This window comes from Sphingobium sp. YR768 (genome assembly GCF_900111125.1).
GTDB lineage: Bacteria > Pseudomonadota > Alphaproteobacteria > Sphingomonadales > Sphingomonadaceae > Sphingobium.
On sequence record NZ_FOGE01000010.1, the window covers coordinates 96,867 to 123,076 of the forward strand.

A 26,210-nucleotide genomic window follows, 5' to 3' on the forward strand; every position below is an offset into this window, starting at 1 on the left:
GCACCCGATCCTTCAGATATCTGCGGCAATCAGCCAGTCGCGGAAGATGCGCACGGCCCGCGTCTGCAACGCCCGCGGGCGACAGACGAAGAAGTAGCGATAGGGGCTGTCGACATGGATCGGGAACAGCCGCATCAGCCGCGGATCGCCCGACTGTTCATAATGGCTGGCATGCATCACCGCCACGCCCAGCCCCTGCGCCGCCGCCTCCAGCATCAACTGGCCCGAATCATAATTGTCGATCGCCAGCGGTTGCAGGTCGGGCAGGCCGGCCGCTTCCTTCCAGGCGTCGAAAGACAAGGCCATGTCGCGATGCAGCAGCACGGTCTGCTGCGCCAGCTCCTCGGGCGATTTGAGCGCCTGCGGCCCTTCGCCCAGTTGGCGCCGGCCGATCAGATAGACTTCCTCATGATCCAGCTCATGCGCATAAAGCGCCGGATCGATATCCTTTGCCATCAGCACGATCGCCGCGTCCAGCCCTTCGCCGAGGCGCGCTACGGCGTGCGGCGTCGTTTCGATGTCGATATGCAATTGGGGATGCTGCTGGCGCAACCGGCCCAGATGCGGGAACAGGCGCTGAGTCGCGAACAGGGGCATCACCGCCAGCCGCAGGCGCAGCTGGTTGCCGCCGCTCTGGATATTTTCCAGCGCCTGGCTCAGCGAATCGAGTGCGGGGGCGATATCGTCCAGCAGGCGCTGCCCGTCGACATTGATCTCCAGTGCCTGATGCTTCCGGTCGAACAATGGGCGACCGATAAAGCGTTCCAGCGCCTGTACCCGGCGGCTCAGCGCCGGCGTGGACAGGGCAAGCTCTTCGGCGGCCGCCTTGACGGAGCCAAGGCGGGCGACCTGAACAAAGGCCTCAAGGGCCGTTAGGGGCGGCAATCTGCGCATAATCTGTAAAATTCCGAAGCCGATCCGCTGCGCCGCGTCAATTCTATTTATCGAACGGCGCGCATCCTGGTTCCAAGCATCCTATGCACAGAGAGCAGGAAAATGGGAGAAATGGCAAGATGCATTTTTTGCAACTCATCGGATTATTTCGCACTTGCAAAAAATCATGCCGCACTGCACATAGAACAGGCCTTTCAGGCATCCTCTCCTAAAAACTTTCAGGGCTGGCTTTCGGGCTGGCCCTTTTTTTGTCCGGCGCGGTTGTGACCACGGGGTCTTTCCGATCGTGACTGCGTTTCCTATCTCCTTGGCGAACCATAAGCGGGGATGATGCGTGGCCGATCAGGAACAGACAGGACGCCGGATTCAGGTCGCCAATGCGCGGCCGGAGGATGCAGGACGCGGATTGGCGCGGCTGCCGCTGGCCGTCATGGCCGAACTGCATCTGGCCGAAGGCGATGTGATAGAGATTGTCGGCAAGCGGCCGACCTCCGCCCGGGTGGTGCGCCCCTATAAGGAAGATGAAGGGCTGGACGTGCTCCGGCTGGACGGTCTGCAACGCGCCAATGCCGGTGTCGGATCGGGCGATTTCGTCCAGATCGCAAAAATAGAACCCCGTCCGGCCCAGCGCGTGGTGTTCGCGCCTGCACAAAATAACCTGCGGTTGCAGGGCAATCCCGAAGCGCTCAAGCGTGTTTTCTTTCAGCGGCCGCTGGCGGCGGGCGATGTCGTCGCGACCGCCGGGCAGCAACAGGTGCCGCCCGGCGACATGCCGCCGCAACTGCGCCAGATGCTGGCCGCACCGGCCTATGCCCTTCAGGAAATCCGCCTGGTCGTGGTGTCGACCGTGCCCAAGGGCGTCGTCCATATCGACGCGGAGACCGAAGTCGAACTGCGCGCCGAATATGAGGAGCCGCGCGAATCGCGCCGGGCCGACGTCACCTATGACGATGTCGGCGGCATGGCCGAAACGATCGACCAGTTGCGCGAAATGGTCGAACTACCGCTGCGCTATCCCGAACTGTTTGAACGGCTGGGCGTCGATCCGCCCAAGGGCGTCTTGCTGCACGGCCCGCCGGGCACTGGCAAGACCCGGCTCGCCCGCGCCGTCGCCAATGAATCGGAAGCGGAATTTTTCCTGATCAACGGGCCGGAGATCATGGGGTCGGCCTATGGCGAATCGGAAAAGCAGCTGCGCGAGATATTCGAGGCGGCGGCCAAGGCCGCGCCCTCGATCCTGTTCATAGACGAGATCGATTCGATCGCGCCCAAGCGTGGCAATGTGACCGGCGAGACGGAAAAGCGCCTCGTCGCCCAGTTGCTGACGCTGATGGACGGGCTCGAACCGCGCACCAACCTCGTCGTCATCGCCGCCACCAATCGGCCCGAGGCGATCGACGAGGCGCTGCGCCGTCCCGGCCGGTTCGACCGGGAAATCGTTGTCGGTGTTCCCGACGAGCGTGGCCGCCGCGAAATCCTGGGCATTCACACGCGCGGCATGCCGCTGGGGGACAAGGTCGACCTCGCCGAACTGGCGCGCATGACCTACGGCTTCGTCGGTGCGGACCTCGCGGCGCTCAGCCGCGAGGCGGCGATCGAGACGGTGCGTCGCTTCATGCCCCGGCTCAATCTGGAGGAAGGCACGATCCCCGCCGACGTGCTGGAGGAACTCTCCGTCACGCGCGAGGATTTCATGGCCGCGATCAAGCGGGTCCAGCCTTCCGCCATGCGCGAAGTGATGGTGCAGGCGCCCAATATCGGCTGGTCCGATATCGGCGGGCTGGACGATGCGCAGATGCGCCTGAAGGAAGGGGTGGAGCTACCGCTCAAGGACCCCGACGCCTTCCGCCGCATCGGCATCCGCCCGGCCAAGGGCTTCCTGCTCTACGGCCCGCCCGGCACCGGCAAGACCCTGCTGGCCAAGGCGGTCGCACGGGAGGCGCAGGCCAATTTCATCGCCACCAAGTCGAGCGACCTCCTGTCGAAATGGTATGGCGAAAGCGAACAGCAGATCGCCCGCCTGTTCGCCCGTGCGCGGCAGGTGGCGCCCACCGTCATCTTCATCGATGAACTGGACAGTCTGGTCCCCGCGCGCGGCGGTGGCCTTGGTGAACCGGCGGTGACGGAACGGGTGGTCAACACCATCCTCGCCGAAATGGACGGGCTGGAGGAGTTGCAGTCGGTGGTCGTCATCGGCGCGACCAACCGGCCGACGCTGATCGATCCGGCGCTGCTGCGGCCGGGCCGGTTCGATGAGCTGATCTATGTGCCGGTGCCCGATCAGGCCGGGCGGCGGCGCATATTGGGCATCCATACCGGCAAGATGCCGCTGGCGAACGATGTCGATCTGGACGCGCTGGCGGCGCAGACCGAACGCTTCACCGGCGCCGATCTGGAAGATCTGGTGCGGCGGGCCGGTCTGGTGGCGCTGCGCCAGTCGCTCAGTGTCGCCTCGGTCACGCAGGCGCATTTCGACGCCGCGCTGGAGGATACGCGCGCCTCGGTCACGCCGGAAATGGAGCGCGAATATGAGCAAATCCAGTCGCAACTGAAGCAGCGGGCGATGCAGGTCGATCCGATCGGCTTTGTCTCGCCCGGCATGTTGCGGCCGCGCGATCGCGCCGATTGACGGCAGGCGCCGGGGCGGCGGATTGAACAAGTCCGCCGCCCTTGCGTTTTGTGACGGCCTTATTGCAAAGCCGCTTGCCAGTCGGCTTCGGATTTGCAAGGCCGTGACCATGATAGAGACAGGCGAGCGTTGATGGCCTCCATTCCGTTGAAGAAGAACAAGAATAAGGCTGGTACCGGGTCGACCGGATCATTCTTCCGCCAGTGGGGCATGTTCTTTCGCCAGTTCATGAAGCATCCCGGCATGATCGGATCGGTCATCCCCTCGTCCGCTACGCTGGTGGACCGGATGCTGGATCAGGTCGACTGGCGCAACACCCGCCTGTTCGTAGAATATGGACCGGGCGTGGGGACCTTCACCCGCTCGATCCTCGATCGGTTGCCCGCCGATGCGACCTTGCTGACGATCGACCTCAATCTGGACTTCGTCGCCTATCTGGAGGCGGAGATTGACGATCCCCGCCTGCGCGTCGTCCATGGCTCGGCCGCAGACGTGCGCCGTTTCATCAAGGAAGCGGGCCATTATCAGGCCGACTATGTCCTGTCCGGAATCCCTTTCTCTACCCTGCCGGACGGCGTGGGCACGGCGATCTGCGCCGAAACCCGCGCCGCGCTGCGTCCGGGCGGCGCCTTCCTGATCTATCAATATTCGCGTTATGTCTGCGACATGCTGACGCCGCTGTTCGATGATGTCAGCGACTCGCTGGAATGGCGCAATATCCCGCCCTGCCGCATGATTCGCGCGGTGAAGCAGGATCTGATGGCACAGGCCGCCTAATTCTTGAATTCGATCAAGAATAAAAAAGGATAAAGTGCCGCCACGACATCTTGTTTGACTTCACCTGTCCTTCGGATAACGCCGATCCGGGGCATGGGGGCATTTAGAGATGGCGACATCCGCCAGCAGCAAGGATGACTGGGCCGACATCTTCCTGTCGGCCGCACTGGAGCCGGAAAAATGGGGACAGGCCATCCATGCGATGGCGCAGGCGACAGGATCGCGTCATGGCCAGTTGATCGGCTTTGGCGCGGGCGCGTCCGCCTTCAACTGGATCAGCGAGATCGACGACAGCATTCTCGCCAAAAGCGCGTCGATCGAACAGAGCGCGCCGGATCTCAATTTCCGTGTCGCGGCGGATCGCCTGCCCGATCGGCCCGCCATCGTCCACGAAGCCCATTATGATATCGCCCGCCGGTCGCTGCGTGCCGACGATTATCTCGACCTCTGTTCGGATTTCGACATTTTCGACGGCTGTCAGTCCAAGCTGGTGGCGAGCGACCATCAGATGATCGGCCTCGCCCTGCTGCGCGGCAGCAAGGATGGCCGGACGACCGAGGGGCAACGCGCCCTGTTCGCAGACATTGCCGGCCACGCCCGCACCGCCGTCCGCCTGCAACAGGCGATCGAGCAGCAGGGTTTCGCCCTGCTGGCCGGCACGTTCGAGGCGATGGACCGGGCCTGCTGGCTGCTCGACGCAACCGGGCGGGTCGGCGGCATGACGCCCCGTGCGGAAAATCTGTTGTCGACCAGCCGTATCCGGGTCAGCGATGGATGGCTCGCCAGCGACCGGGCGGACGAGACACGCGCCATCCTGCGCGCCGTGCGCACCGTCATCGAACCGCCCGGCCGCGCCGCCGATCCGGTGGCGCTGGCCGATGCCGATGGCGGGGTCGCGATCATGCTGGAATTTTATCCGCTGCCGGTGCGGCCCTGGGCCTTGCCCTTTGCGCCGCGCGCCATTGCGATCGCGCGGGTCGGCGCGCCCAGCGACCGCCATGTGCAGTTGCTGACGCGCACCTTCCGCCTCACGCCCGCCGAAGCGGACATCGCCATTCGTCTGGCTGCCGGCCAGTCGCGACCGGACATCGCCGCCGCGCGGGGCGTCTCCGCCGCCACGCTGAAGGTTCAGTTGCGCAGCATCTATGACAAGACCGGATGCCAGCGGGAATCCCAGCTTGTCCGCATCGTCGGCCTGATCAGCCACTGAGATTTTCGCCGCATTTCTGAGGCTCTACCCCTTATGGGGTATGTGGGCGACCGGCGAAGCGGATAGGAAGGATGGCGAGGCAGGGTTCTTCTGCCCGCCGATGGCCGGACCATATGCGACCCATGGTTCGGCCGTCGGCACCACCTCCTCGATATCCGTGATCATCGACCTGACAGGCTTTTGCCGGATGGCGCTTTCATGCTACAGGCGCGGCCGATCTTCCGGCGAGAGCTTTGCATGAACGACCTGACCCAGACCCCCGAAATGCTGATCGCGATGCTCGGCGCGCGCGCGCGCACGGCCGCCGCCGTCATCGCGCAGGCGAGCGACGCGCAGAAGGCGGATGCCCTGCGCCGCGCGGCCCAGGCGTTGCGGGATCAGGCGCCGGCGATTCTCGCCGCCAATGCCCGCGACATGGAAAATGCCGCCGCCAACGGCCTGTCGCCCGCGATGCTGGACCGGCTGCGGCTGGACGAAGGCCGGATCGAGGGCGCCGCCGCCGGCGTGGAGCAGGTCGCCGGCCTGCCCAATCCGCTCGGCAGCGTGATCGACAAGGTGGTGCGCCCCAACGGACTGGAGCTTTCCCGCGTGCGCGTGCCGCTGGGCGTGATCGGCATCATCTATGAAAGCCGCCCCAATGTGACGGCGGATGCCGCTGCCCTCTGCCTGCGCGCCGGCAATGCCGTCATCCTGCGCGGCGGCAGCGAGGCGAAGGAAAGCAACCGCGCCATCCACGCTGCGATGGTGGAAGGGATCGTCGCCGCCGGGCTGCCGGCCGAAGCCGTGCAACTGGTCCCCACCACCGATCGTGCGGCGGTCGGCGCGCTGCTAAGGGCCTCGGAATTTGTCGACCTGATCGTGCCGCGCGGCGGCAAGAGCCTGGTCGCGCGCGTGCAGGAGGAAGCGCGCGTGCCCGTGCTCGCCCATCTGGACGGCATCAACCACAGCTATGTCGACGGCGCGGCCGATCCCGCCATGGCGCGCAATCTGGTGGTCAATGCCAAGATGCGCCGTACCGGCATTTGCGGATCGACCGAAACGGTGCTGATCGACCGCGCCTATGGGCAGGCGCCCGCGCTGGTGCAGGCGCTGCTCGACGCGCAATGCGAAGTGCGCGGCGACGAAGCGATACAGGCGATGGACGCCCGCGTGATCGCGGCGTCGGAAGCGGACTGGGATACCGAATATCTGGACGCGATCGTGTCGATCCGGCTGGTCGACGGCGTTGCGGAGGCGATCGCCCATATTGCCGCCCATGCCAGCCATCATACCGATGCGATCATTACCGACGATGCGGCGGTGGCCGAACATTTCCTCAATGCCGTCGACAGCGCGATCGTGATGTGGAACGCCTCCACCCAGTTCGCCGATGGCGCCGAATTCGGTCTGGGTGCGGAAATCGGCATTTCCACCGGCCGCCTCCATGCACGCGGTCCGGTGGCTCTGGAAGGGCTGACCACCTATAAATGGATCGTGCGCGGCACTGGTCAGGCGCGGCCGTAAAAGTCCATGGTAACGCAACTGCCGTCCGCTTGATAAAACACAATTTTAGGACGTCGCTGCAATAAGGAGGTGTGTAGGGAAAGGGCGTATTATGGAAGTGATTATACTAATCGTCGTGGTTGCGGTGGGTCTATTTTATCTTCCTCAGCTTTTATCCGATAAGAAAACGAAATTGTTCCGACGGGTTTGGTCTACTGAGCGATCTAAGCCGTCGCAATATGTGATCGATGCCCAGCATGAAGCGGTCAATGAGCTCTTTGCTATGTACTCTATCGGAGAGACGGGCACGCCTGAAGCGCTTCGAACCCCGGTAGCGACCCTGATGGCAGATGCGATTACCTTTGACCTGAAAAACCCGGTAAGTGGTGGTGTTAAGGTGGCCGATGTATTGTCGCGCCACATCAGAATTCAGTTTTCGCTCAATAGCTGACTGACTGCTACAAATAGGGGAGGCAGACTCTACCTTTTCACCACCTGATCGATTGCGCGCAGCGTTTTAAGCATCGGCCCGACCCATCCCAGCGGCAGCATCACCGGCCCGTCGGACGGCGCATTGTCGGGATCGTCATGCGCTTCGGCAAAGATCGCCGCCACGCCCGCCGCCACCGCGCTGCGCGCCAGAACCGGCGCGAATTCGCGCTGGCCGCCGGACGCCGTGCCAAGCCCGCCGGGCTGCTGCACTGAATGGGTGGCGTCGAACACCACCGGATAGCCGGTCTGCGCCATCGTAGGCAGCGCGCGCATGTCGCTGACCAGCGTGTTGTAACCGAAACTCGCCCCGCGCTCGGTCAGCAGGATGCGCTCATTCCCGGTCGATGCGACCTTCTGCGCCACCGCCGCCATATCCCAGGGGGCCAGAAACTGCCCCTTCTTGACGTTGATCACCGCGCCCGTCTTGCCCGCTGCGACCAGCAGGTCGGTCTGGCGACAGAGAAAGGCGGGGATTTGCAGGATATCCACAGCCTGCGCCGCCGCTTCCACCTGTTCTGGCCCATGAATGTCGGTCAGCACCGGGCAGCCCAGCGCCGCCTTCACGTCGGCCAATATGCGCAACCCAGCGTCGATGCCGACGCCGCGCCGACCCGATACCGATGTGCGATTCGCCTTGTCGAAACTGCTCTTGAAGATGAAGGGCGCACCCGCATCCTCCGCCGCCTTCGCCAGCGCCTCTGCCATGAACAGCGCATGGTCGCGGCTTTCGATCTGGCAGGGGCCGGAAATCAGGACGAAGGGCAGGTCGTTGCCGAAGGTGACGGCACCGACCTTCACATGCTTGGGATCGCTCATGCCGCTCACTTGGGCGCTTTGGCGAAGCGGCGCAACAATTGTCCGCGCCACAGCCCCTTGCCCGGATGATAGTTCCAGCAGAACCAGCCGAAGGTCAGGCAGGCGAGCAGGGCGGGCAACGCCATCGGATCGCCATTGGATTTCATATGCCGATAAAAATGCATGTCGGCACGCCACCGGTCCCGCTCGCTGCCGCCGCCATTGATGCCGTACATATTGTCATGCTTCCGGCAGCCAACATTGCGGTTGTACTTACGGTGGTCGATGAAATAGCAGTAATCGCGTTCGGGCGTGGTCATGTCCCGATTAGGACCGGGGCAGTGCAGAAATTCAAGCGTAAAGTCTTCTACCTTGGCGGTTTCGATCCACGCGGCGTTCGTTTCTATCATCAGCTTTACCGCGATCAGGCGGCGCGCCATGCCGCGCTGACCGGCGATCCCATTGCCGTGGGCGGGCGACAGGCGGGCGCAGCAGGCTCGGTCGTGTCCGCGCGCTGGGCTGTGGATAACTTGGCCGCCGCAGTCGAAACCGACTATGAATATCTCCGCTGGGAGGATCTGATCGGCAAGGTCTGGATTCGCAATCCCATGAGCCTCGCCCTGCGCGCCGCCCGCGCCTATGCGGGCCATGCGCGGCTGATGGACTTCGCCCGCATGCGCCGCCTGCGCAAGGGGCCGGTCATCACCATCCTCTATCCGCCGGTGCTGGCGGTGCTGATCCCGCTGCTGCTGGCGCTGGTGCCCGCCTTGCTGCTGTCGTTGCTGCTTCCCTTCTGGGCGGGCGCGATCATCGGCATGGCTTGCAGCGCCTTCCTGTCCGGCCGCATCCTCGCCAAGCTGGTGGTGCCATGGCTGCTGCGCTTCATGACCTATCATGGCGCGCTGGCGGCCGACGGGCCGGGCGATGCGCTGGATGAACGGCTCGACCAGTTCGTCGCCCGCATCGCGCAGGAACTGGACGGCGACTGGGATGAGGTGCAACTCGTCACCCACAGCGCGGGCACGATCCTCGGCATGCGGCTGATGCGCCGCCTGATCGCGCTGCGCAGCGGCACGCTGCCCGATCATTTCGTGATGCTGGGTCTGGGGCAGGTGGTGCCGGTCATCGGCCTGCGCCGCGACGCCGACTGGTATCATGACGATCTGCGCGCCTTGGCCGACACGCGCTTCCGCTATGTCGACATCAGCTCCCCGCCTGATGGCGCGGCCTATTATAACGTCAATCCATTTCGCCTTGTCGCGGATCAATGTGCCGCCCGCGTCGACATGCTATCGCCGCGCTTCCATCTCTTTTATGAGCCAGAAAATTATCATGGGGGCTGGTCGAACAAATATGAGGCGCATTTCGATTATCTGCGGGTGGGCGACCGCCTGTCCCCGATCGACTTCATCAGCCTGACCGCCGGACGCCGCACCGTGGACGAAGCCGTCGCCGCCTTCAGGACGATCCCGTGACCGATCTCTTCACGCCGCCCTATCCGCAGCCGCCCAGCAGCAAGCGCGGCCTCATAAAGCGCTTCCTGCGCGGCTGGCATAGCTGGATTCATGTGCTCTTCGACAAGAGCTATACGATGAAGATGGGCGAAATCCGCACGCCCGGCCGCACCATGTATATCGCCAACGAATTGCCATTGGTGGACCAGATATTGCGCGGGGGCACCGCCTATCCCAAACATAGCGAACTGGTCCGTAATCTCGATCCGCTGATCGGCAATTCGGTCTTTTCAGCCAATGGCGAGGATTGGGAAAGCCAGCGCGCGATGGTGAACCCGGCTTTCGCGCACACCGCGCTCGGCCGCTCTATGCCGCTGATGGTGGCGGCGGCCGACGCCCTGCTCGCCCGGATCGACGCGGCGGATCGCGCCAAACCGGTCGATATCGATCCGATGATGACCCATGTCGCGGCCGACATCATCTTCCGCACGCTGTTCAGCCAGACGCTGGACGAGGCCCGCTCCAACATCATCCACACCGCCTTCGGAAAATTTCAGCGGCTGGCCCACAGCGCATCGATGCTGCGGCTCTACGGCCTGCCGGCGGGTTGGTTCGAAAAGCGATCGCGCAAACCCGCCCGCGCCATCCACGACGTGTTCCGCCCGATCGTGGAAGCCCGGTACGAGGCTTTTCACACCCGCGGAGAAACCCTGGAACGCGATATCCTCCAGTCCCTGATCGAGGTGAAGCATCCCGAAACCGGCGTCCATTTCACCTGCGATCAGGTGATGGAACAGGTGTCGACCATCTTCCTCGCGGGACATGAAACCTCGGCCAGCACCATGACCTGGGCGCTCTATATGCTGGCCGAATGCGCCCATATTCAGGACCGGGTCCGCGCCGAAGTGGCGGATGTGGCGGGCGACGCTCCGTTCACCGGCGCGATGCTCAAGGACATGGGGCAGGTCCGCAACATCTTCAAGGAAACGCTGCGCCTCTATCCGCCCGTCTCCTTTCTGCCGCGCGAAGTCACCTGCCCCATGCCGATGCGCGACAAGCAACTGGAACAGGGGGCGATGCTGGTGGTCGCGCCCTGGTTGACCCAGCGCAACAAGGACAACTGGGCCTGCCCCCATGCCTTCGATCCCGACCGGTTCGACGATCCGGCCAATGCCGACATGGCGAAACAGGCATGGTTCCCCTTCGGCCGGGGACCCCGCGTCTGCGTCGGCGCGGGCTTCGCCCAGCAGGAAGTGATGACCGTGATCGCCTCGGTCATCCGCCGCTATCGCCTGACCGTGCCGACAGGCTTCAAGCCCGAACCGATCAGCCGCCTCACCATCCGTCCCCGGACCGGGATGCCGCTGCTGTTCGAGCGGGTGGGGTGAAAGGGTATGTCGAAACCGCTTCAGATTGTGGCGACCGACGTCCTCTTTTATCACGAAGCTGACGAGCGGGCTTTTTTCAAGTGGCTCGACAGGATGGTCTTCGTTGAGACTTACCGTGGGGAGGTCGGAGATTTATTCATCAATTTGAATCGCCAGCCGACCGATGCCGACATTTGGGAGATCATCGGATTTTGCCGCAGATATGGCATCGGCATGTCGCAGCTTGCTAAATTCGAGACGCCCGAAAATAGCTCATGGTTTCGTGATCCCGACATGTTCTGGCATCGAGAGATATTCGACGATGCCGGCAGGACGAACGGCGATTGATTCGAGCATCGTGCGCAAAATCGGGGTCACCTTTGTGTCCGTTCGCCCTGAGCCTGTCGAAGGGCCGTACTTCTTGAAGAACAGGGCAGGGCTTGGACAGGCTCTCCTGAGCGAAGTCGAAGGGCCGAACGGGTCTTATTTAAGGCTCGATGCTCTACCGGGTAGCGCTGCTCGACGGCAAAGTGACCTGCACCTCCGTCGGGATCGGCGCAGCCATGATCCCGATTCCCGCCACGATGCCCAGTGCCCCCCAGATCCAGCGCTTCGCGCGCAGGTCCATGACGCCGCGCGCCAGACAATAAAGCCCGGCCAGGACCAGGATGATGGCGGCAATCATGCAACTTCCTCTTCTTCGGGGGCGACGTCGACCATGACGGACAGGCTCTGGCCCGTGCCGCCGATGAACAGCCCGTCCATCGGCGCGACCTCGGCATAGTCGCGGCCCATGGCGACGAACAGATGCCCGTCGCCGGTAATACAGCCATTGGTGGGATCAAAGCCGATCCACCCGCGCGTCGGCCCGCACCACAACATGACCCAGGCATGCATCGCGTCCGCCCCCACCAGACGCGGCATGCCCGGCGGCGGATCGGTGCGCAGATAGCCGCTGACATAGGCGGCGGGCAGTCCGGCCAGCCGCAGCGCGACCACCATCACATGGGCAAAATCCTGGCACACGCCATGGCGCGCCGCAAAGGCGTCGGCGACCGGCGTGCCGGCATCGGTCACGCCGGGCTGATAAGCGAATTCCGACTGGATGCGCAGCGCCAGCGCCAGCGCCGCGGCGACGATCGGCTGGTCGGGCGACAATGTCTCGCCCGCCCATGTCCCGATATCCGCCAGCAGCGGCGCGCGGGGCGAGGCATAAAGATAGTTGGCCGGTGCGGAAGGCCCCATGCCGCGATCGACCAGCGCCGCCTGCGCCACGGTGCCGATGTCGGGATCGTCAGGCTGGGCGGTGATCGCCCCGCCCTGAACCCCTGCACGAAAGCTGCTTTCGATCACCAGTTCGCGGATCGATCCTTCGATCACCAGCCGGGATACCTGCACCGGCCAGGCCGCCGGGCGCGATTCGATCACCGACGGGGCTGGATTGACCGACAGCGCATGATCGGACGTCCATTGCCCCGGCCAAGGGGCGGGCTTCAGCCGCAGGTTGAACCGGGCGACCTGCACGGGCGCGGCGTAGCGCAGGATGGTGCGATGGCGGACATGGTAGATCATGACAGAAGGTCCGCATTTTCCGTCTTGTGGAGTTGCAGGAAGTAACGTTGGCCGATCGCGTCGGACAGGCCCAGCAATCGGCTTTCGGCGTCGGCAATATCCGCCAAGGTCAGCATGTCTCCGGTCAGCGGGGCCAGCCGCGCGACCAGCGCGTCGGCCAGCCGCCGGGGCTCTTCCGGCATGCCATCGGCGCGCAGGGTCGGCAGGGCGGCGACATGCTCCGCCAGACGCAGCGCCTGATAGGCGATGGCGCGCGGATTATAGGGTTCCAGCGCCAGCAGATCGCGCACTGGCGGCAGTGCCGGGCCGGTCAGGTACCGGGTGCGATAACTGATCTGGCTGTCCATCAGGTCCAGCAGCACGGTCAGGTCGTCGGCCGACGCATCGTCGCCGCCGAACAGGCTGATCAGCCGGCACCCATTGGCCGCGCGCTCCATGCGGCGGCCCATATCGTGGAAACGCCAGCCATCGGTGCGCCCCATATTCTCTGCCGCCAGACCCGACAGCGCGGAAATCCGCTCGATCATCCGGGATGATGCGTCGAGCAAAGTCTCCGTCACTGCGCCGTCGAAACTGGGCAGGGGCAGGCGCACCAGCCGCCAGAAATCGCTCGCCAGCCGGTCCCGCAACCCTTCGCCGATATTGGCGACCACGGCCATCAGCGCCCGCACGCTGCCGGGTTGGCGCGCATCGCCCAGCGCGGTGGCGCAAAGGGGGCCGATTGCCGCGCCACTGCCCGACACAGCGCCCCATTGCACCAGCAGCCCGACCAGCCGCGCCATGGCTGGTGAATCGAGCGACGGGCCCAGATCGGCCTCGATCGATCCGCCCGCGATCGCGCGGATCAGCCGCAGCGTCATTTCGGTGCGCTCGATATAGCGCCCCAACCAGAAAAGATTGTCCGCCGCCTTGGCCGGCAGCATGCCGCCAACCCGCCGGATCGCGGGTGTGCCCGATCCCAGCAGCGTGTCGGGCGGCACCGGCTTGGCGTCGATGACGCACATGTCGGCCGACATGTCCGCCTGCCCCATCAGCGCCGCGCGAATATCGCCATGGCCGGCCAGTCGGCCAAAGGCGCCGGGCATCACCCGCCACTGGCCCGCCCCGTCACGGGCCACGAAGACGCGCAGGGTAAAGGGCAGGGGGGCGATCCGGCCATCGATCACCGCCGGGGTTGTGGATAACTTCACCACCTCCTGCCCGACATAGTCCATCGGCCGCCGCGCCATCGCCGCCAGCAGCGTATCACGCTGTGCCGCGTCGAGCGAGGCGCCCGGCGTGAAATGCGCGTCGGGCAGGCCAGCGACATCCTGATCGAAGGCGGAACCGACCACCAGATTGTCGAGCCGGGCGCGGACATGCTCGCGCTCGCGCGTCTGGCCGCACCACCAGGTGGCGATGTTGGGCAGGATCAGGTCCTGCCCCAGCACCGCCTTGGCCAGTTGCGGCAGGAAGGCGGCGAAGGCACGTGATTCGATCACGCCGGCGCCCGGCCAGTTGCCGACCATCAGCCCGCCGCGTGCGCAGGCGTCATACAGGTCCGGCACACCGATCCGCGATTTGCTGTCAAATGCCAGCGGATCGAGGAACCGGCTGTCCATCCAGCGCCACAGGCCGTCGATGCGCTTCAGCCCCTGAATCGTGCGAATGAACAATCGCCCGTCCGACACGATCAGATCGTCGCCCTCGACCAGCAACAGGCCGAGGTAACGGGCCAGATGCGCCTGCTCGGCATAGCTTTGATTGAAACGGCCGGGCGTCAGCAGGCCGATGCGCGGATCGGCGCGGGCGCAGTCGGCCGCCAGCCCCCGGCGCAGATCGGCGAAGAAAGGCGCAAGTCTGCGCGCATGCATCGCGCCCAGCAGGTCGCCGGTCGCGCGCGAGAGGGCCAGCCGGTTTTCCAGCGCATAGCCCACGCCAACGGGCGTTCGCACCCGGTCCGCCAGCACCCGCCATTCGCCCGCCGGGCCGCGCCCGATATCGGCGGCGTAGAAATGGAGATGATGGCCGCGCGGCGGCGGCGTACCGGTCATCACCCGCCAATAATGCGGGCTGCCGGTAACGATGCTGGCCGGCAGCTTGCCGTCGCGCACCAGCGACTGGGTGGAATAAATGTCGGCAATCACCCGTTCGAGCAGTTCGGCCCGCTGGGTCAGGCCCTGCTCGATATGGGTCCATTCCTCTGCACCGATCAGCAGCGGCACCGGCCCCAGCGGCCAGGGGCGTTCCTGTTCGTCGCCGGTCAGGCGGAACGCCATGCCCAGATCGCTCGCCTGCCGCCCGACATGGTCCGCCAGCCGCGCCGGATCAGCCTGCGCCTGCGCCGACAGCCTGCCCAGCATCGTGCGCCAGTGCGCCGCCATGTCGGGCGATGCATCGGCGAACAGGTCGCCCTTCGGCGCAGCCTTCAGATAATCGTCCGCCCAGTCGTCAGAACAGGGCGGCGCAATTGCATCGGCAGCCATCACATGCCCGGATGTTTGAAGCGCAGGTCGAGCGTCATGGGAAATTCGCCGGGCAGTTCGGCGGCCGGCATGTCGACCGGGCCGGGTGTGTGGCCATAATCCTGAAAGCGCGCCTTGCGCCGCGCTTCGGCTTCATAGCCATTGATCGGCAACGTGTCGTAATTGCGCCCGCCCGGATGCGCGACATGATAGACGCAACCGCCCAGCGATCGGCCGCTCCAGCTATCCAGCACGTCGAAGGTCAGCGGCGCATTGGACGGCAGATTGGGGTGCAGGCAATTGGCGGGCGTCCAGGCCTTGTAGCGGACACCGCCGACCCCTTCGCCCGGCACGGCGGTTGCGGTCATCGGCACCTGACGCCCGTTGCAGGCAATGATGTGCCGCCCGGCGACCAGACCGGTGGCGCGCACCTGCAACCGCTCGGTCGAGGAGTCGACATAGCGCACCGTCCCACCGATCGCGCCGGTTTCGCCCAGCACATTCCACGGCTCCAGCGCATGGGTGATCTCCAGCGTAACGCCGCCGGCTTCGACCTCTCCATGAATGGGGAAGCGGAACTGGCGCTGCGCCTCGAACCAGTTGGGATCGAAGTCGTAACCCGCACCGCGCAGGTCGCCCAGCACCTCCAGGAAATCGGCCCAGACGAAATGGGGCAGCATGAAGCGGTCATGCAGCGTCGTGCCCCAACGCACCAGCCCGCCCTGTTGCGGCTGACGCCAGAACCAGGCGGCGAGCGCCCGGATCAGCAATTGCTGGGCCAGGCTCATCTTTGCTTCGGGCGGCATTTCGAAGCCGCGAAACTCCAGAAGGCCAAGGCGGCCCGTGGGGCCGTCGGGCGAAAACATCTTGTCGATGCAGATTTCGGTGCGGTGGGTATTGCCGGTCACGTCGACCAGCAGGTTGCGGAACAGCCGATCGACCAGCCATGGCGGCGGCAGACTGTCCACGCCCTCCTTCACCGGATCGGGCACCTGCGCCAGCGCGATCTCCAGCTCATACAGGCCGTCATGCCGTGCTTCGTCGATGCGCGGCGCCTGACTCGTCGGGCCGATGCACAGCCCAGAAAAGAGATAGGAGAGCGAAGGATGGCGCTGCCAGTAGAGGACGAAGCTCTTGAGCAGGTCCGGCCGGCGGATAAAGGGAGAGTCGTTCAGGCTCGCCCCGCCCAGCACGATATGATTGCCGCCGCCGGTGCCGACCGAACGGCCATCCACCATGAACTTGTCGGCGGTCAGGTCGCATTCGCGGGCCAGCGCATAGAGCCGTTCGGTGATGGCTACCGTCTCGTCCCAGCTACCGGCGGGATGGACATTGACCTCGATCACGCCGGGATCGGGCGTGGCCTTCAGCACATCGAGGCGCGGGTCCGGCGGCGGCGTATAGCCCTCGATCCGCACGGGGATGCGGGTGGCTTCCGCGACCCGCTCGACCTGCGCGATCAGCTCCAGATAATCTTCCAGCGTCTGCACCGGCGGCAGGAAGACGGACAGGCAATGGCCGTTGGGTTCGACCGTGATGGCGGTGCGGACGGCGCCTTCGATGATGACTTGTTCGACGCGGGTCTGGGCCGCCATGCCGCTTTCCGCTTCGGCCACGCGCTGGACCGGCTGAGCTAGCGCTTCCTCGCGGGTTGCCGCCTCGCTCACCTGCACGCGATAGTCGGCCAGCGGGCCGCGCGGCTCGCTGGTGTCGCGAGGGTGGATATAGGGATAGTCGGACGGCGGCACATAGGGCAGCGACCCCAGCGGCAGGCGATAGCCAAGCGCCGAATCGCCCGGCACGGCGAACAGCTTGCCGCGCCGCAACTGCCAGATTTCGCTCTGCCAGCGCGGCGTGGCCACCGCGCTCTGCCAGCGCTGCACCGGCAGCACATAGCCGACCGGCTGGTCGAGGCCGCGGCTGAACGCCTTCACCATCCGGGCGCGGGCTTCGGGGTCGCTGATCTCCGGCGCGTCTGGCGTGGTGTTGACCGGCAGGTCGGCTTCCTTGACCGCCCAGACCGCCGGATCTTCATAAACCGGATGGGTATATTCGGCCGAAAAGCCCATATTGCCGGCAAGGGCAGAGAGAAAAGCTTGCGCATCTGCCGCCGTCACCGTCTTCGCGCCTTCCGGCGCATCATCGGTAGCGATCAGGTCGGCATCGCGCCACACCGGCACGCCATCCTTGCGCCAATAGACGGCATAGGCCCAGCGCGGCAGGCTTTCGCCCGGATACCATTTGCCCTGGCCATGATGCAGCAGGCCGCCGGGCGCGAATTCGGCGCGCAGCTTGCGGATCAGCTTGTCGGCATAGGCCGCCTTGGTCGGGCCGACCGCATCGCCATTCCATTCGCCCGCATCGCCGCCATTTTCCGCGACAAAGGTCGGCTCGCCGCCGGTGGTCAGGCGCACATCCTGCGCTTGCAGGTCGGCATCCACCTTCACGCCCAGCGCCATCACCGCGTCCCATCGGGCGTCGGTGAAGGGCTTGGTGATGCGCACCGCCTCGGCAATGCGCGACACGTTCATCGCGAATTCGAAATCGACTTCGGCCGGTTCGGCCATGCCGCTGATCGGCGCGGCGGAACGATAATGCGGCGTGGCGCAAAGCGGGATATGGCCTTCGCCCGCGAACATGCCGCTGGTCGCGTCCAGCGCCACCCAGCCGGCGCCCGGCACATAGGCTTCGGCCCAGGCATGCAGGTCGACCACGTCTTGGCGGACGCCCTTGGGGCCGTCCAGCGGCTCGACGTCTGCAACCAACTGGATCGAATAGCCCGATACGAAGCGCGCGGCAAAGCCCAGCCGCCGCAGCAACTGCACCAGCAACCAGGCCGAATCGCGGCAGGAGCCGGTGCCGACGTCCAGCGTCTCTTCCGGCGTCTGCACGCCCGCTTCCATGCGGATGACATAGCCGACCCGCTGTTGCAGGCGGCTATTCACCTCGACCAGAAAATCGACCGTGCGGGACGTATGTCCGTCATATTCGGCGACCAGCGCGTCGAACAGCGGCCCCTGATCCTCCAGATCGAAATAGGCGGCCAGATCGGTCTTCAACTGATCGTCATAGGCGAAGGGATATTCCTCCGCATAAGGCTCCACGAAAAAGTCGAACGGATTGATGATGTCCAGATCGGCGAGCAGGTCGACCTCGATCCTGAAATGATCGATCGGGTCGGGAAAGACGATCCGCGCCAGCCAGTTGCCGTGCGGATCCTGCTGCCAGTTGAGGAAATGGTTCGCCGGTTCGATCTTCAGCGCATAATTGGGCACTTTGGTTCGACTATGCGGCGCGGGCCGCAATCGGATCACCTGAGGGCCCAATCGGATTGGGCGGTTGTAGCGGTAGGATGTCAGGTGGTGGAGTGCGGCCTTGAGCATGGCCGGATCAAACGCCAGCCCCTGTTGCAATGCAACAGCCAATCGTTTCGCGGGTAAAGATTCTGCCGGGTAAAGCCCCGGTGCAGGGTGATGGTGCGGTCAAGAAGACTCGAACTTCCACGGCCTTTCGGCCACAACGACCTCAACGTTGCGCGTCTACCAATTCCGCCATGACCGCACAATCAAACAGGAAACCGGCGGGGCCGGTGCCTTGGTAGGAGGCGGCCCTTAGCAAAGGCTTTTGGGTCATGCAACATATGATCTGCATCCGCGTTGTGATTGATCGGGAATGAGGATGCCGCAGTCGTGAGAGGAAGCTGCCGGCACGGGAGCAGGCGAAGATGGCGATGCATTTCTGGATGTCGGCGGGCGGGACCGTTGTGGCGGCGTCGCTGATGGGCCTGGGTCTGGGTGGCTATGTCACCAGCCCGCAGGGTCGGTCCCCCGCAGACCAGCCCGTCACGGATTCCGCTTATGACAGCCAGCCGCTGGCCGATACGACGATTGTATCGCAAGATCGCCCGATCGCGATCCACTGCACCGGCTGCGGACCGACCTTGGCGGAACGACGCTGGAAAGCGGATATGGCAGGGCTGAATCTGGATGCGATGCCGCCCGACGCCAGCGACCTGGTGGAACAGGATTATCAGGCGGTGGAAGCACCGGAAAATCTGCTGCCCGATGGTCCAGCGCAGCCGGTCCATCCATTGCCCCCGCAGATCACGCGATTCGCGGCAGGGGAAGCGCCGCAAGCCGCGGGAATCATGCAGGTCGCGGTGGAGGATGCCCCGGCACCGCCGCCTGTCGTGGCGACGATACCGGGGCAACCCAGATAGGAGAGGGTCTTACTCGGCCGCGACCGTTTCGGCCGGCGCATCGCTCAGCGGATGGGCGAGGCGGCTGACCATTTCCTTCGGGCATACCTGCCAGATGTACCGGCGCCAGCGATCCCAGTCGTCCAGGATGGTGTTCGACCATTTGCTGTCGGTGGCAACCGCATGTTCGGCGATCAGCGCCTTGGCCTGCGCCTCCCAATGGGCGCTTTCCAGCCGCTGCCAGATGATGCTTTCCGGATTGGCCTGCGTCGGGAAGCTGCCATCCTCATCCAGGATGAAGGCCATGCCGCCGGTCATGCCCGCACCGAAATTGGCGCCGGTCTTGCCCAGGATGACCGCCGTGCCGCCGGTCATATATTCGCAGCCATTGGCGCCGCAGCCCTCGACCACCACCTGCGCGCCCGAATTGCGGACCGCGAAGCGCTCCCCGGCCTGACCCGCCGCGAACAGCTTGCCGCTGGTCGCGCCGTAGAGGACGGTGTTGCCGATGATCGTATTGTCCTTGCTCGAAAGGGGCGATGAAACGGTCGTGCGCACCTTGATGATGCCGCCCGAAAGGCCCTTGCCCACATAGTCGTTCGCGTCGCCGAACACTTCCAGCGTGATGCCCTTGCACAGGAAGGCGCCCAGCGACTGACCGGCGCTGCCGCGCAGGCGCACGGTCAGGTGTCCGTCCGCCAGCGTCGACATGCCGAACTTCTCGGTCACGGCGGAAGACAGGCGGGTGCCCACGGCGCGATGCGTGTTGCGCACCGTATAGGTAAGCTGCATCTTCTCGCCGCGCTCGAACACGGCGCGCGCATCCTTCATCATCTGCGCGTCCAGACTGTCGGGCACCGGATTGCGGCCGTCCAGGCTGAAACGGCGCTGATCGTCGGGCGCATCCACCTTGGCGAGGATCGGGTTGAGGTCGAGATCGTCCAGATGCTCGGCGCCGCGATTGACCTGCTTGAGCAATTCGGTGCGGCCGATCACCTCATCCAGGCTGCGGAAGCCCAGACGCGCCAGGATTTCGCGCACTTCCTCGGCGATGAAGGTCATCAGGTTGATGACCTTCTCCGGCGTGCCGGTGAACTTCGCCCGCAGCTTTTCATCCTGCACGCACACGCCGACCGGGCAGGTGTTGCTGTGGCACTGGCGCACCATGATGCAGCCCATGGCGACCAGCGACAACGTGCCGATGCCATATTCCTCGGCGCCCAGGATCGCCGCGATCACGATATCGCGACCGGTCTTCAGGCCGCCGTCGGTGCGCAGCTTCACGCGGTGACGCAGGCCGTTCAGGGTCAGCACCTGATTGGTTTCGGACAAGCCCATTTCCCAGGGCGTACCGGCATATTTGATGCTGGTCTGCGGGCTGGCGCCGGTGCCGCCGACATGGCCGGCGACCAGAATGACGTCTGCGTGGGCTTTCGCCACGCCAGCGGCCACGGTGCCGATACCGGCCTGGCTGACCAGCTTCACGCACACCTTGGCGCGCGGGTTGATCATCTTGCAGTCGTAGATGAGCTGCGCCAGATCCTCGATCGAATAGATGTCATGGTGCGGCGGCGGGCTGATCAGCATCACACCCGGCGTCGAATGGCGCAGGCGGGCGATGAATTCGGTCACCTTGAAACCGGGCAGCTGGCCGCCCTCGCCGGGCTTGGCGCCCTGTGCGACCTTGATCTCGATTTCCTCGGCGGACCCCAGATATTCGGCATGAACGCCAAAGCGGCCCGACGCGATCTGCTTGATCACCGAATTGGCATTGTCGCCATTCTCATAAGGCTTGAAGCGGTTCGCATCCTCGCCGCCTTCGCCCGACACGGCCTTGGCGCCGATGCGGTTCATGGCGATTGCCAGCGTTTCATGCGCTTCGGGGCTGAGCGCGCCGAGCGACATGCCCGGCGTCACGAAGCGCTTGCGGATTTCCGTGGTGGCTTCCACCTCGTCGATCGGCACCGCTTCGCGGGCGAAGTTGAACTCCATCAGGTCGCGCAGATAGACAGCCGGCAAATCGCGCACGCCGCGCGAAAATTGCAGATAGGTCGAATAGCTGTCGGTTGCGACCGACGTCTGGAGCAGGTGCATCAGCTGCGCCGAATAGGCATGCGCTTCCCCGCCCTGACGCTGGCGATAGAAGCCGCCGATCGGCAGGCGCACGGCCGCCGCGTCGAACGCCTTTTCGTGACGCAGCATCGCGCTGTAGTGGAGCGAGGCATAGCCTTCGCCCGAAATCTTCGCCGGCATGCCGGGGAACAGATCGTTGACCAGCGCGCGCGACAGGCCAACCGCTTCGAAATTATAGCCGCCGCGATAGCTGCTGACGACCGCGATGCCCATCTTGGACATGATCTTCAGCAGGCCTTCGTTGATGGCGACGCGATAGCGTTCGATGCAGGCGTCCAGCGACAGGTCGCCGAACAGGCCGCGGCTGTGACGATCCGCGATGCTGGCTTCGGCCAGATAGGCGTTCACCGTGGTCGCGCCCACGCCGATCAGCACCGCGAAATAATGGGTGTCGAGCGCTTCGGCGGAGCGCACGTTGATCGACGCATAGCTGCGCAGCCCCTTGCGCACCAGATGGGTGTGGACAGCTGCCGCCGCCAGCACGCCGGCAATGGCGGCGCGGTTCGCATCGACGCCCTCGTCCGTCAGGAAGATTTCGGTACGGCCCTCGCGCACCGCCTGTTCGGCTTCCTCCCGGATGCGGGCGATGGCCGCACGCAGTTGCTCCTGCCCGCCGGTCGCGGGGAAAGTGCAGTCGATTTCCGCCACGGCGGGACCGAAATAGGCCTTCAGCCGCGCCCATTCATGGCTCGTCACCACCGGCGATTCCAGCACCAGCACATGGCTGTTCTGCGCATCTTCCTCCAGGATATTGTGGAGGTTGGAGAAGCGCGTCTTCAGGCTCATCACATGCCGTTCGCGCAACGGATCGATCGGCGGGTTCGTGACCTGGCTGAAATTCTGACGGAAGAAATGGCTGATCGTGCGCGGCTTGTCGGAAATGACGGCCAGCGGCGTATCGTCCCCCATGGAGCCGATCGCTTCCTTGGCATCCTCCACCATGGGGCTGAGGATCAGCTCCATATCCTCCAGCGTCAGATTGGCAGCGACCTGACGACGGGTCAGTTCGGCCTTGTCCCAGCCGGGCAGGGCCGTCGGCGCGTCGGCCAGATCGCCGACGGTCAGGAAGTCCTTGATCAGTTCGCCATAGGGGCGTTCCCCGGCGATCTGGTCCTTGATCTGCCGGTCGTCATAGAGTTCGCCTTCCTGAAGATCGATCGCGATCATCTGGCCGGGGCCCATGCGGCCCTTCTTGACGATGGTGGTTTCGGGAACCACGACCATGCCGGTTTCGGAGCCCACGATCAGCAGATTGTCGCCGGTCAGCGTGTAGCGCAGCGGGCGCAGCGCATTGCGGTCCACACCGGCCACCACCCAGCGGCCGTCCGTCATGGCGAGCGCGGCCGGGCCATCCCACGGCTCCATCACGGAGGCGAGATAGTCGTACATGTCGGCATGCGACTGGGGCAGGTCGGCGCTGGCCGATTGCCAGGCTTCGGGCACCAGCATCAGCTTGGCCGTCGGCGCATCGCGGCCCGAACGGCAGATCGCCTCGAACACGGCGTCCAGCGCGGCGGTGTCGGATGCACCGGCCGGGATCACCGGTTTGATATCCTCCGACTGCTCGCCAAAGGCCAGCGAGGCCATCTTGATCTCGTGGCTCTTCATCCAGTTCTTGTTGCCGCGGATCGTGTTGATTTCGCCATTATGGGCGAGGGTGCGGAACGGCTGGGCCAGCCACCATTGCGGGAAGGTGTTGGTCGAATAGCGCTGATGGAAGATCGCCACGCGGCTCTCGAACCGCTCGTCCTGAAGGTCTGGGTAAAAGACCGACAGCGATTCGGCGAGGAACAGCCCCTTGTAGATGATGGAGCGGCAGGACAGCGAGCAGACGTAGAAGTCGTTGATCTGGTTCGCGATCACCTTCTTCTCGATCCGGCGGCGGATCAGGTAGAGGTCCTTTTCGAACTCGGCCTGATCGCGCTCCTCCGGCATCGGGCCGGCGATCATGATCTGTTCGATTTCGGGGCGGGTAGCCTGCGCCTTCTGGCCGATGACCGACACGTCGACCGGCACCTGACGCCAGCCATAGATGGTGTAGCCCGCGTCGATGATCTCGCTCTCGACGATGGTGCGGCAGGCTTCCTGCGCGGAAAGGTCCGTGCGCGGCAGGAAGATCATGCCGACGGCGAGACGGTTGGGCAGCGGCTTGTGGCCCGAATCGGCGATCGCATCGTCGAAGAAACGCACCGGCAGGTCGACATGGATGCCCGCGCCGTCACCGGTCTTGCCGTCCGCGTCCACCGCGCCACGGTGCCACACGGCCTTCAGCGCATCGATCGCGCTCGCAACCACGCGGCGGCTGGCGCGGCCATCCGTTGCGGCGACGAGGCCCACGCCACAGGCGTCGCCCTCCAGATCGGGATGATACATGCCCTCGGCAGCGATGCGTGCGCGCTCTTCGGGGCTGGCCATGAAATTGGTGTCGGTCATGATGACTTACCCTTGCTTGTGGCCATCCGTTTTCCGGTCATGGCCGCTGTCAACTTGCTGGAGCCGGATGATGCCGGTTCCGATTGTCAGTTCGCCTTCTTGGCATCCGCGCCGAGCAAGGCGGTCAGACGATCGCGTTCGGCCTTGCTCAAATCATTATAGGTGCGCGGTTTCGGCAGTTTCGCGAGTTCGGCTTCGGACGATTTCAGAATGTCCGGCATGGCCCGCATCATATCGGGCATGATCTTCTGCATGCGGCCGATATAGTGCGGATCGGTCGCCAGCTCCATGAAGCCCGCCCCGAACTTGCCGCCGGTCGGAGTCTTCAGAAAGGCTGCGATCTGGTCCAGTTCGGCCGCATCATAGCGGTGGGCAAAGGCTTCGGCCATGCCTTCCCGCATATCCGGTTCGTACCGGCCCATGAAGCGACCCATTGCCGGCATCATGGTGTTGACGATCACGTCCATCCGCTTGCGGAAATTGGGATCGATGATCGCCATCATCTGCTCGATCGTGGCCTCGCCCAGACTGTCCGCTTGTTCCGGGTCCATCCCGCCGACCTTCAGGAATTCGCGGATCGGCATCTTGGTCATGCCGTCCATCATCGGGCCGATCATCTTCTGCATCATCGGCCCCATCATCCGTTCCATAGTGCCGTTCGGCAGGATGATGGCGGCGATGGGTTGCGCCTTGGCCAGCAGCGTCGGATCGACCGATGCCGTGGCTTCGGCCTGCGCGCCGACCGGCTGCGCCTGTGCCGCGACCGGAGCCGCCAGCAGGAGCAGGGATAGGATAGCGGCGCGCATCACGCCGCGACCTTCTCGCCAGCCTTTGCCTTGGCTTTCAGATAGCGGTGCATATGGTCGGTCACGTCGCGGCCGTCGCGGATCGCCCAGACGACCAACGATGCGCCGCGCACGATGTCGCCCGCCGCGAACACGCCGTCCATGCTGGTCATCATCGTCTTGTGATCGACGCGCAGCGTGCCCCAGCGGGTGACGGACAGGTCTTCCGCACCGAACAGGCGGGGCAGTTCTTCCGGGTCATAACCCAGCGCCTTGATGACGAGATCGGCCTCCAGCGTATGTTCGCTGCCCGGATCGGGTTCGGGCGCGCGGCGGCCCGAAGCATCAGGCTGACCCAGACGCATCTTCGTCACCTTGACGCCAGTGACATGCTCCGTGCCTTCGAACGCGATCGGCGCGGTCAGCCAGACGAACTCGACGCCTTCTTCCTCGGCATTGGCGACTTCGCGCTGCGATCCGGGCATATTTTCCCGGTCGCGGCGATAGAGGCACTTCACCGACTTCGCGCCCTGGCGGATTGCGGTGCGCACGCAGTCCATCGCGGTGTCGCCACCGCCGATGACGACGACATTCTTGCCCGTGGCGAGCAACGTGCCATCCTCATGCTCCGGCACGGCATCGCCAAATCCGGCCTTGTTGGACGCGGTCAGATAATCGAGCGCCTTGACCACGCCCGGTGCGCCGACGCCTGGCGCCTTGATATCGCGCGGCTTGTACACGCCCGTCGCGATCAGGATCGCGTCATGCTTCTCGCGCAACTGCTCCATCGTGGCGTCGCGGCCGACCTCGAAGCTTTCATGGAAGACGATGCCGCCGTCCTTCAGGCGCTGGACGCGGCGCATGACGACGTCCTTCTCCAGCTTGAAGCCGGGGATGCCATAGATCAGCAGCCCGCCGGCCCGATCGTGCCGATCATAGACATGCACGTCATAGCCAGCCACGCGTAGATATTCTGCGGTGGTCAGGCCCGCCGGACCTGCGCCGATCACGCCGATCGACTGGCCGCGCGGCTTGCCGGGGACCAAAGGTTCGACCCAGCCTTCCTTCCAGGCGGTGTCGGTGATGTATTTCTCGACGCTACCGATGGTGACGGAACCATGGCCGGAAAATTCGATGACGCAGTTGCCCTCGCACAGCCGGTCCTGCGGGCAGATGCGGCCGCAGATTTCCGGCATGGTGCTGGTCAGGTTCGACAGTTCATAGGCTTCGCGCAGGCGCCCTTCGGCGGTCAGGCGCAGCCAGTCGGGGATATGATTGTGCAGCGGGCAGTGGGTCGAACAATAGGGCACGCCGCATTGCGAGCAACGCGATGCCTGTTCCTCGGCTTTGTCCAGAATGAAGGACTTGCTGATTTCCAGAAAGTCATCGGCGCGATCATCGGCCGCGCGCTTTTCCGGGTAGGCCTGCGCCTTGCCCACGAATTTCAGCATCGGATTGTCGCCCATTACCCTGTCCCTGCCTATGTTGCTGAAGCGCGCATAGCATAAAAACCCACGGAGTCACGTGGATTCTGGCATATAGGAC

The 26,210-nt window shown here is 64.6% G+C and carries 19 protein-coding genes and 1 tRNA gene; 9 read left to right on the forward strand and 11 right to left on the reverse strand.

Annotated elements, in window-relative coordinates; all coding sequences use genetic code 11:
- Positions 1–12: 12 nt before the first annotated feature.
- Positions 13–894: a LysR substrate-binding domain-containing protein gene (locus BMX92_RS13235; RefSeq protein ID WP_093017184.1), complete on the reverse strand. Its 882-nt coding sequence runs from the start codon at positions 892–894 to the stop codon at positions 13–15.
- A gap of 334 nt (positions 895–1,228) precedes the next feature.
- Between BMX92_RS13235 and BMX92_RS13240 the strand changes: the two genes are divergently transcribed.
- From BMX92_RS13240 to BMX92_RS13265, 5 genes are all read left to right on the forward strand, one after another.
- Complete coding sequence (locus BMX92_RS13240) at positions 1,229–3,523, forward strand: CDC48 family AAA ATPase (protein ID WP_093017186.1); 2,295 nt, start codon at positions 1,229–1,231, stop codon at positions 3,521–3,523.
- Positions 3,524–3,655: 132 nt separating this feature from the next.
- On the forward strand, positions 3,656–4,300 hold the full coding sequence (locus BMX92_RS13245; RefSeq protein WP_093017188.1) for a class I SAM-dependent methyltransferase: 645 nt from the start codon (positions 3,656–3,658) through the stop codon (positions 4,298–4,300).
- 109 nt (positions 4,301–4,409) lie between these two features.
- Positions 4,410–5,510, forward strand: coding sequence for a helix-turn-helix transcriptional regulator (locus BMX92_RS13250; RefSeq protein WP_093017190.1), 1,101 nt, complete (start codon positions 4,410–4,412; stop codon positions 5,508–5,510).
- 237 nt (positions 5,511–5,747) lie between these two features.
- Positions 5,748–7,013, forward strand: coding sequence for a glutamate-5-semialdehyde dehydrogenase (locus BMX92_RS13260; protein ID WP_093017194.1), 1,266 nt, complete (start codon positions 5,748–5,750; stop codon positions 7,011–7,013).
- A 91-nt stretch (positions 7,014–7,104) separates the two neighbouring features.
- On the forward strand, positions 7,105–7,443 hold the full coding sequence (locus BMX92_RS13265; RefSeq protein WP_093017196.1) for a hypothetical protein: 339 nt from the start codon (positions 7,105–7,107) through the stop codon (positions 7,441–7,443).
- A 29-nt stretch (positions 7,444–7,472) separates the two neighbouring features.
- On the opposite strand, the gene kdsA is transcribed toward BMX92_RS13265, so the two are convergent.
- Both kdsA and BMX92_RS13275 read right to left on the reverse strand, forming a co-directional pair.
- Entirely contained in the window at positions 7,473–8,300 is an 828-nt protein-coding gene (gene kdsA / locus BMX92_RS13270; RefSeq protein ID WP_093017198.1) for a 3-deoxy-8-phosphooctulonate synthase, read from the reverse strand.
- A 5-nt stretch (positions 8,301–8,305) separates the two neighbouring features.
- Entirely contained in the window at positions 8,306–8,599 is a 294-nt protein-coding gene (locus BMX92_RS13275; protein WP_093017200.1) for a hypothetical protein, read from the reverse strand.
- 21 nt (positions 8,600–8,620) lie between these two features.
- Here BMX92_RS13275 and BMX92_RS13280 point away from each other — a divergent pair, with 21 nt between their 5' ends.
- The 3 genes from BMX92_RS13280 to BMX92_RS13290 are packed head-to-tail and all read left to right on the forward strand — an operon-like array spanning position 8,621 to position 11,448.
- A complete protein-coding gene (locus BMX92_RS13280; RefSeq protein WP_093017202.1) occupies positions 8,621–9,754 on the forward strand; it encodes a hypothetical protein in 1,134 nt (377 codons plus the stop codon).
- Entirely contained in the window at positions 9,751–11,121 is a 1,371-nt protein-coding gene (locus BMX92_RS13285) for a cytochrome P450 (RefSeq protein WP_093017204.1), read from the forward strand. Before BMX92_RS13280 ends, BMX92_RS13285 begins: the two co-directional genes overlap by 4 nt.
- 6 nt (positions 11,122–11,127) lie before the next feature.
- Positions 11,128–11,448, forward strand: a complete 321-nt coding sequence (locus tag BMX92_RS13290) for a hypothetical protein (protein WP_093017206.1) — start codon at positions 11,128–11,130, stop codon at positions 11,446–11,448.
- Positions 11,449–11,602: 154 nt separating this feature from the next.
- Here the strand turns inward: BMX92_RS13290 and BMX92_RS13295 are convergent, their stop codons facing one another.
- From BMX92_RS13295 to BMX92_RS13315, 5 genes are all read right to left on the reverse strand, one after another.
- Positions 11,603–11,785 carry a hypothetical protein gene (locus BMX92_RS13295; RefSeq protein ID WP_093017208.1) on the reverse strand — a complete coding sequence of 61 codons (183 nt, stop codon included), beginning with the start codon at positions 11,783–11,785 and terminating at the stop codon, positions 11,603–11,605.
- Complete coding sequence (locus tag BMX92_RS13300; protein WP_093017210.1) at positions 11,782–12,672, reverse strand: transglutaminase family protein; 891 nt, start codon at positions 12,670–12,672, stop codon at positions 11,782–11,784. The genes BMX92_RS13295 and BMX92_RS13300 overlap by 4 nt, the downstream gene beginning before the upstream one ends.
- Positions 12,669–15,137, reverse strand: coding sequence for a circularly permuted type 2 ATP-grasp protein (locus tag BMX92_RS13305; protein ID WP_093017212.1), 2,469 nt, complete (start codon positions 15,135–15,137; stop codon positions 12,669–12,671). The genes BMX92_RS13300 and BMX92_RS13305 overlap by 4 nt, the downstream gene beginning before the upstream one ends.
- Entirely contained in the window at positions 15,137–18,499 is a 3,363-nt protein-coding gene (locus tag BMX92_RS13310) for a transglutaminase family protein (RefSeq protein ID WP_093017214.1), read from the reverse strand. Before BMX92_RS13310 ends, BMX92_RS13305 begins: the two co-directional genes overlap by 1 nt.
- Before the next feature lie 91 nt (positions 18,500–18,590).
- Positions 18,591–18,677 (reverse strand) — tRNA-Leu (locus tag BMX92_RS13315).
- Positions 18,678–18,840: 163 nt separating this feature from the next.
- On the opposite strand from BMX92_RS13315, the gene BMX92_RS13320 reads away from it, so the two are divergent.
- Positions 18,841–19,335 (forward strand): hypothetical protein, encoded by a 495-nt coding sequence (locus BMX92_RS13320; RefSeq protein WP_143066789.1) that lies wholly within the window; start codon positions 18,841–18,843, stop codon positions 19,333–19,335.
- Positions 19,336–19,344: 9 nt separating this feature from the next.
- Here BMX92_RS13320 and gltB read toward each other — a convergent pair whose 3' ends face one another.
- The 3 genes from gltB to BMX92_RS13335 all read right to left on the reverse strand — a co-directional run bounded on the left by gltB (position 19,345) and on the right by BMX92_RS13335 (position 26,131).
- The gene (gene gltB / locus BMX92_RS13325; protein WP_093017218.1) at positions 19,345–23,880 is read right to left on the reverse strand and encodes a glutamate synthase large subunit; all 4,536 of its coding nucleotides are present in this window, start codon (positions 23,878–23,880) and stop codon (positions 19,345–19,347) included.
- An 86-nt stretch (positions 23,881–23,966) separates the two neighbouring features.
- Positions 23,967–24,686: a DUF2059 domain-containing protein gene (locus tag BMX92_RS13330; RefSeq protein WP_093017220.1), complete on the reverse strand. Its 720-nt coding sequence runs from the start codon at positions 24,684–24,686 to the stop codon at positions 23,967–23,969.
- The gene (locus tag BMX92_RS13335; RefSeq protein WP_093017222.1) at positions 24,686–26,131 is read right to left on the reverse strand and encodes an NAD(P)-dependent oxidoreductase; all 1,446 of its coding nucleotides are present in this window, start codon (positions 26,129–26,131) and stop codon (positions 24,686–24,688) included. Before BMX92_RS13335 ends, BMX92_RS13330 begins: the two co-directional genes overlap by 1 nt.
- Positions 26,132–26,210 lie beyond the last annotated feature (79 nt).

Excerpts from the sequence above, each read along its gene's own strand:
- BMX92_RS13235 (WP_093017184.1), bottom strand. The coding sequence starts at position 894 with ATGCGCAGATTGCCGCCCCTAACGGCCCTTGAGGCCTTTGTTCAGGTC.
- BMX92_RS13245 (WP_093017188.1), top strand. The coding sequence starts at position 3,656 with ATGGCCTCCATTCCGTTGAAGAAGAACAAGAATAAGGCTGGTACCGGG.
- BMX92_RS13250 (WP_093017190.1), top strand. The coding sequence starts at position 4,410 with ATGGCGACATCCGCCAGCAGCAAGGATGACTGGGCCGACATCTTCCTG.
- BMX92_RS13260 (WP_093017194.1), top strand. The coding sequence starts at position 5,748 with ATGAACGACCTGACCCAGACCCCCGAAATGCTGATCGCGATGCTCGGC.
- BMX92_RS13265 (WP_093017196.1), top strand. The coding sequence starts at position 7,105 with ATGGAAGTGATTATACTAATCGTCGTGGTTGCGGTGGGTCTATTTTAT.
- kdsA (WP_093017198.1), bottom strand. The coding sequence starts at position 8,300 with ATGAGCGATCCCAAGCATGTGAAGGTCGGTGCCGTCACCTTCGGCAAC.
- BMX92_RS13275 (WP_093017200.1), bottom strand. The coding sequence starts at position 8,599 with ATGACCACGCCCGAACGCGATTACTGCTATTTCATCGACCACCGTAAG.
- BMX92_RS13290 (WP_093017206.1), top strand. The coding sequence starts at position 11,128 with ATGTCGAAACCGCTTCAGATTGTGGCGACCGACGTCCTCTTTTATCAC.
- BMX92_RS13295 (WP_093017208.1), bottom strand. The coding sequence starts at position 11,785 with ATGATTGCCGCCATCATCCTGGTCCTGGCCGGGCTTTATTGTCTGGCG.
- BMX92_RS13300 (WP_093017210.1), bottom strand. The coding sequence starts at position 12,672 with ATGATCTACCATGTCCGCCATCGCACCATCCTGCGCTACGCCGCGCCC.
- BMX92_RS13305 (WP_093017212.1), bottom strand. The coding sequence starts at position 15,137 with ATGGCTGCCGATGCAATTGCGCCGCCCTGTTCTGACGACTGGGCGGAC.
- BMX92_RS13310 (WP_093017214.1), bottom strand. The coding sequence starts at position 18,499 with ATGCTCAAGGCCGCACTCCACCACCTGACATCCTACCGCTACAACCGC.
- BMX92_RS13320 (WP_143066789.1), top strand. The coding sequence starts at position 18,841 with ATGGCGATGCATTTCTGGATGTCGGCGGGCGGGACCGTTGTGGCGGCG.
- gltB (WP_093017218.1), bottom strand. The coding sequence starts at position 23,880 with ATGACCGACACCAATTTCATGGCCAGCCCCGAAGAGCGCGCACGCATC.
- BMX92_RS13330 (WP_093017220.1), bottom strand. The coding sequence starts at position 24,686 with ATGCGCGCCGCTATCCTATCCCTGCTCCTGCTGGCGGCTCCGGTCGCG.
- BMX92_RS13335 (WP_093017222.1), bottom strand. The coding sequence starts at position 26,131 with ATGGGCGACAATCCGATGCTGAAATTCGTGGGCAAGGCGCAGGCCTAC.